Here is a 6,222-nt window from a genome sequence, read left to right as displayed (position 1 = left end):
GCTCGCGCTCACCCGCCAACGTCTACAGGGCGGGCCCCAAACTCACGCACATTGATCATGACGAAACGCTCCTCCCCGGGCCCAAGAGAGGCGCCCATACGGGACCGATTCCCACGACCGAAGCCAGCCGCGAGATCGTTGGGGCTCAACGCCGTCGGGGCCTGTTCCGCGGTCAGGTGCGCCGCGCCCAGCACGGTGGTGACCACCACGGTGCGGGCCGGGCCCAGTGCCAAAGCTTCGTCGCCGGTGGTCCACCGCACGGTGACCGCGCCGGGCGACCTGGTTGCCGGCAGTGGCTGCCACGCCCAGGGTGGTGACGAGGGTTCCGATGCCCAGAACGGTGCCGAGCACGGTCAGCATGGCCGTCAGCGTCCGACCACGGAAACGTTGGTCGTGCAGTTCCCAGGCCAACTCGGACGCGCCCCATCGGCAGACCTACCGTCGCGGCACCAAACCTAGCTCGATCATGCTTTCGGCGGTGTCGAGCACCGTCTCGGCAGCGGGCCGGCTCGTCCAGCCCAGCTCTTTGCGGGCCTTCTCGCCGGTGACTTGATCACGCTGCCCCCAGAAGCCGAGGGCGGGGCGCACGCTGGGCTGGAAGCGGGAAATCGTCCACATCAGCGCGTAGGGCATCGCCCGGGTCGGAACGCGGTATCCGCGTGCTCCGTAGCGATCGGCCAGGAGGTGGGCCATATCGCGGGCCCACATGAACTCATCTCCTGCGATATACCGGTTACCGGCAGCGGAGGGTGTCTCCATGGCCAGTAGGTGGAGGTGAGCCAGGTCGCGGACGTCCACGACGTTCCACCCCACGTTGGGAACGGCCGGCAGATCGCTACGCATCAGTCTGCCGATGATTTCCACCGAGTTGCCGGTCTCGGCACGCATCAGGGGCCCGAGGATGGACCCCGGATTTATCACGGCGAGCTCGAGACCGGACTCACCGGCGAAGTCCCAGGCAGCCTTCTCGGCGAGCGTCTTGCTTCTCGCGTAAAGCCACGGGTCGGTCGACGAGCCCCAGTCCTCCTCGGTGAAAACCCGTTCTTCTTTACGACCGCTGAGCACGGCGAGACCTGAGGAGGTCATGACCACGCGCTTGACGGTGCCGCTGGCTTTGACAGCGCGGAGAACTCGCAGGGTGCCTTCGACAGCAGGCTTGACTACTTCGTCCTCGTGTTTGGGTACGCCGACGGGGAACGGTGACGCTACGTGCCAGACGTAGTCGCATCCTTCGACGGCTTCGGCCCAACCGGTGTCACGGGCCATGTCAGCTTGGACAAACTCGAGGTCACCACCAACACGGTCGACGATTGCGTGCAAGTGCGCGACGTCGGCGGTACCGACGTTACGGACCGTGCCGCGGACTGAGTAACCGCTTGCCAGAAGTTCGGCGATGCAGTGACCGGCCAGGTAGCCGGTCGCTCCGGTGATCAGAATCTTCGTCATGGGTTGACCTCCGCCCCGACGCTACTTGGGTCGACCACGCCGACGGAGCCTTTTCGCGTCCTTGAGTTGCTCGGTCGGGCTGACCGGCAAAGGGGACGACGCGCTGAAATGAGCGCATCGCGGTCGATGAGGGCGAAACACCGTGTCAACCCCGGCCTAATCGTCGAGCAGGTCTTCTCGAGGAGGCACCCACGGTGCCGGCAAACGCGGGCATTCATCGGTGGTCGGACTGACCTTGATCTCGGTCAGGCCAAGGCCTGGTTCGTGGTCAAGGCGCAGATCACCGGCGATCCAGCCGTCGCCCCGCGGTGCAGCCCACGGCGCGCGAGCGAATTGGAGCAAGGCACCGACTGCACAATACTGCGAGCCGAGCTGGGCGAGCAGGCCTCCGGGCATCACCAGCTCGCCCTTCCAGACGATCTCCCTCGTCGCGGGTTGAGCAATTGGCTGCAGTTGCGCTGTCGCATCCGAACCGATCGGGTACGACCGCTCGCAGCCGGTGGCCGTAACCCAACCGGGCGCCAACGAGTGGAACGCCCGGCGTACGACGTATTGGTCCGCTGTTCGTTGGACTGCGAACACTTCGCGGCAGATCGGGTTGGCGGGCATGGGCGTCAGTGAGATGTCGAGCGTACGAGCGGCCGGGAAACGATCGGCGAGAAGCGCTTCGATCCGGTGTTCGGCCGTCCGAGTCGCGACCAAGAACGTTGCGGTCAGAGCCAGCCAGGCTGCGAGGCCGCCGGCGAGCGCCACACGCGCGGGAGCGTACTGGCTGATCGCGACAAGTCCGGCTGTCAGCAGGGTGAGCACCGCCGCGAATGAGAGCGGGACGTAGCCGCTGAACCAACTCAGGCCGAGCCCGGCTGCGAGCACGACGGCGATGAGGATCCGCATGGTCCGGCTCGGCAGAACGAACAGCAGCGCAGCCGCGCAAGCCCACAACATTGGTTCCACGATGAAAACGGCGTCGCCGTAGTACCAGCGATTGTCCACCGGCCAGAACGGATGGACGCCGTAGTTGTTGGTCAGGTCAAGACCGATGTGCAGCAGAGGCGCCAAGACCGACAGCCCGGCCACGAGCCCGACGTCCGCCCGCCCAGGTTTGACTCTGCGGCACCGCCACCCCAGGCCGACGGCCAGGAACAACACCAGCGACAGACCGAGCGCCCCGGTAACGGTGTGGGTGTGGCCCCGGTGATGCAGCACGTTGTCCAGCGTGCTGCCGGTCCACAGCGTGTAGAAGACGTCGGCGTCGGGAAGATTGCCGCCTACGGCCATCACGGTGAGGGCAATACCGCGACGGGACCGGTCACTGAGCACCGCCGACGGGGGCATGGACCGGTGGATCGCCTCGCCGACCATGACACTGATCAGCGTATGCGTCAGGTTGTCCATATCGATCATCCTAGGGTGGTCGACGTCCCCGACGCTGAGGCTTCGGACGGTAGGACGGCCCCTCGGACAACGATCAGACCTGGGCCGGGCGGACCTCGGTCAGGAATTGGGCAAGCTGCTGCCAGACCACGTCGACGTCGTTGTAGAGCCGTGGCGTGGAAAGAAAACCGTGCATGTAGTCCGGGCAGTCCAGCAGGCGACTGGAGCAATCCGCTGCTCGCAGGCGGTTGTGGTAGGCGATGCCTTCGTCACGAAGGCAGTCGTAGCCCGCGGTAACGATCAGTGTTGGTGGAAGGCCGGACAGGTCTGGCGACAGCAGAGGAGATGCGAGTGGGTCCAATGCATCGGCCGTTGCCAGGTAGAGCTGGGAGCAGGCCGTGGCCTCCGCGGCGCTCAGGCCCGGACCGGAGTAGTTCTGCGCGCTGGGTGTGCTGCGTGTGTGGTCCAGGCACGGATAGATGAGCAACTGCCCCGCGGGTGCGAACGTCAACTGTTCGACAGCTGCTAGCACGACAGCGGCCGCCAGGTTCCCACCGGCGCTGTCGCCTGCGACGACCGTTCGTTGCGGGTCGAAGCCGAACTGTGCGGCGTTGTCAACGAACCAGGCGAGTGCGTCCAGGCAGTCGTGCAGGGCTGCAGGGTAGGGATTCTCGGGCGCCAGGCGGTATTCCACGGAGGCGACCACTGCGCCGGTGTCTGCGGCGAGCCGCCGGCAGATATGGTCGCAGCTGTCGAGGCCGCCTGTTATCCAACCGCCGCCGTGCATGTAGAGCAGTCCGGGCACTGCGTCATGGCGGCCTTCGACGGTGTACGACCGTAGGCGTACCGATGCTCCGTGGCGTCCCGGCACCGGGTGGTCCGTGGAGGACACGTCGCTTCGCACCGGTCCGGTCAGCATCCGGCCGGGCCGGGTGAGGGCCCGCCTCTCGACCGGCCACCTGCTGAGTCGCTCGGCGGTGGGCACGACACCCACCTTGGTCAGCGCCGAGTTGACCGCGGCCGTGTATCGGGCCCTGCGGGTGATTGCCATCTTTGACTCTCCTTCAGATCTGGGACGGCAACGGTGAAATCACAGGGCTCAGCTTCGGTGGGACGGGATCGCGGAGGTAGTCGTCGAGGGCGGCGATGGCGAACGCTTGGCCGCGACGGGCCTCGGCCAGCAGACCGGTCAGCCAGGTCGTGCCGTGGATCAAGCCGGGTGCGTAGCGGTAGCGGACCGTCACGCCGGCGTGGGAAAGCCGCTGGGTGAACTCCTCGGCCTGGTCCCGTAAGGGATCGCACTCGGCCGCGGTAACGACGGCCGGGGGAAGGCCATCGAGATTCGAGGCCAGCAGAGGTGACAGATAAGGGTCGGATCGATCGTGGTCGCCCGCGTACCACCGCACGCATTGTTTGATGCCGTCCGAGTCAAGGCCGAAGCCGGTTCCGAACCGTCGCAGACTGGCCGAGTCGGGCACTGTCAGGTCGAGGGCGGGGACGTCGAGCCATTGCGCGACGATGCGCGGGCCGCCCTGGTCGCGCGCCCGCAGGCAGATCGCCGCGGCAAGGTTGGCGCCGGCCGACTCGCCTGCGATCGAGACCGCCTCGGGGTCGATGCCCCATGCGGCGGCGTGGCGTGAGATCCATTCCAATGCCGCGTACCCGTCGTCCAAGGCGGCTGGGAAGGGATGTTCCGGAGCGAGCCGGTACCCGACGGACACGATCACGGCTCCGGAGACCGCCGCGAGGTCCCGGCACAGTTCGTCAGCAGTCTCGAGACTTCCCATCCACCAACCGCCCCCGTGCAGGAACATCAGTGCCGCGGCCCGGCCGTCGTGGGCGTCCACGGAGCGATAGATCCGCAGCGGCACGGCCTGCCCGCCGGCAACGGCCGCAGTCGATTTCACGGTGACGGGAACAGCCGGGGCCGCCACCATCCTGGCCGCTGACCGCACGCCGGCGTCGGCGGTGGCACGCAGCCCGCTGACGGGTTGCGTCCAGTCGATCGGTGGCGCGTTCCTCGCAGCCGTCAGCATCGGCTCCAACGCTGCATGCACTGTCATAAGCCACATCCTTGATTAATCGATTAACCGCAGATGCTAATCTTCGATCTCGCACCTTGTAAAGTGAGGATTCGTGGCCGTCACCGTCGCCGATGTCGCTCGTCACGCCGGCGTTTCCACGGCAACAGTGAGCTACGTCCTCAGTGGCAAAGAGGGCCATCGCATCTCCGCTGCCACCCGCGAACTCGTTCGGACCGCCGCCGCCGAGCTGGGATACCAGCCGAACACCGCAGCCCGGTCCCTGCGGACCGGTCGCGGCAGCGCCGTTCTGCTTCCTCTGCCCGGTCTCCGCGCCAACCATGTGCTCGGCCAGATGATCGACCTCTGCACCGTCAGCCTCGCCGGGCACCAGCTCTCCCTGATCACCGACTTCACCCCCTACTCGGAGACGGAACACGCAGTACGGGCCTGGGCCCGCCTCGGCCCGGCCGCAGTAGTGGACCTGGTCCTGCCACGCGAGAGCCCCATGAAGCAGGCGCTGGCCAAGAGCGGCCTCAACGTCATCAATCCCGCGCAAACCGGCATCGCGCCAGGGTTGAGTCCTGCCGACGCTGCGGCCGGCGACGCTCGCATGACCCAGCTCGGTTACCTCGCCGACCGCGGGCACCAGAACATCGTTTTTGCGCTCGCCCCGCCCGCTGAGCGGCAGCTCGACAAGGTGCTCCACGACAAACTGCACAATCTTGCCGACGCACGTCGCGCCACCCTGTCCACACACCGGCTCTCGCTGACTGCCACGGATGTCGAGTCTTTCGTGACCGGGTGGATCACATCACCGAACGCGACGGCCGTCGCCGCGTTCAACGACGACTGTGCACTGGCGCTCATCGCCGCCTTCCAGAGTCGCGGCGTACGCGTGCCTGACGACGTCGCCGTCATGGGCGTTGACGACATCCCCCTGGCGGCCGCCTTCACGCCGGGCCTGACCACCATCGCGGCAGACTTCACCGAATTGGCCGCGACCCTGACCGAATTCGTCGTCAAGGCAGTGGAAACCGGCGAGCTGTCGGGTCCGCTGGCGGCGCCGGGACATCGTGTCCGGCGCCGTCAGTCGGCATGAGCCGGCCGGCTTTGACATCGGCCGGCATAGGCAGCCAGGCCCGCTATCGCCAGCACGGAGGCCACCATTGCTGCTTGCCGGCTACTTGTCGGCTGCAGCAACCAGAACAGTGGCTCTTTCACCGGGCCACCGACGCCACCGGCTGCTGCCACCTGAGTTCCCCCCGGTTTCCGGGAGCGGGGGTTACCTGGCTCCGGTCGGGGCAGGGGTGAGGTTATCTGGCTCGGTCTGGGTGTGCCAGGCGGTCTCGTATTCATCGGGGCTGAGGTAGCCGAGTTC

General features: G+C 66.7%; 5 protein-coding genes. 1 reads left to right on the top strand and 4 read right to left on the bottom strand.

Going from position 1 to position 6,222, the window contains the following annotated elements:
- Positions 1-435 precede the first annotated feature (435 nt).
- From JIG36_RS51255 to JIG36_RS51240, 4 genes are all read right to left on the bottom strand, one after another.
- Complete coding sequence (locus JIG36_RS51255; RefSeq protein WP_203384249.1) at positions 436-1,446, bottom strand: SDR family oxidoreductase; 1,011 nt, start codon at positions 1,444-1,446, stop codon at positions 436-438.
- Between the two features lie 156 nt (positions 1,447-1,602).
- Complete coding sequence (locus JIG36_RS51250) at positions 1,603-2,841, bottom strand: metal-dependent hydrolase (RefSeq protein WP_203384248.1); 1,239 nt, start codon at positions 2,839-2,841, stop codon at positions 1,603-1,605.
- A gap of 73 nt (positions 2,842-2,914) precedes the next feature.
- Positions 2,915-3,871: an alpha/beta hydrolase gene (locus tag JIG36_RS51245; RefSeq protein ID WP_203384247.1), complete on the bottom strand. Its 957-nt coding sequence runs from the start codon at positions 3,869-3,871 to the stop codon at positions 2,915-2,917.
- Positions 3,872-3,884: 13 nt separating this feature from the next.
- The gene (locus JIG36_RS51240; protein ID WP_236050276.1) at positions 3,885-4,856 is read right to left on the bottom strand and encodes an alpha/beta hydrolase; all 972 of its coding nucleotides are present in this window, start codon (positions 4,854-4,856) and stop codon (positions 3,885-3,887) included.
- A gap of 100 nt (positions 4,857-4,956) precedes the next feature.
- On the opposite strand from JIG36_RS51240, the gene JIG36_RS54580 reads away from it, so the two are divergent.
- On the top strand, positions 4,957-5,943 hold the full coding sequence (locus tag JIG36_RS54580) for a LacI family DNA-binding transcriptional regulator (protein ID WP_203384245.1): 987 nt from the start codon (positions 4,957-4,959) through the stop codon (positions 5,941-5,943).
- The last annotated feature ends 279 nt before the right edge of the window (positions 5,944-6,222 follow it).

Origin of the sequence: Paractinoplanes ovalisporus, from assembly GCF_016834655.1 — a bacterium.
GTDB lineage: Bacteria > Actinomycetota > Actinomycetes > Mycobacteriales > Micromonosporaceae > Actinoplanes > Actinoplanes ovalisporus.
Note: the sequence above shows the minus strand (reverse complement) of the source record. Positions and strands in the feature narration are given on the sequence as shown.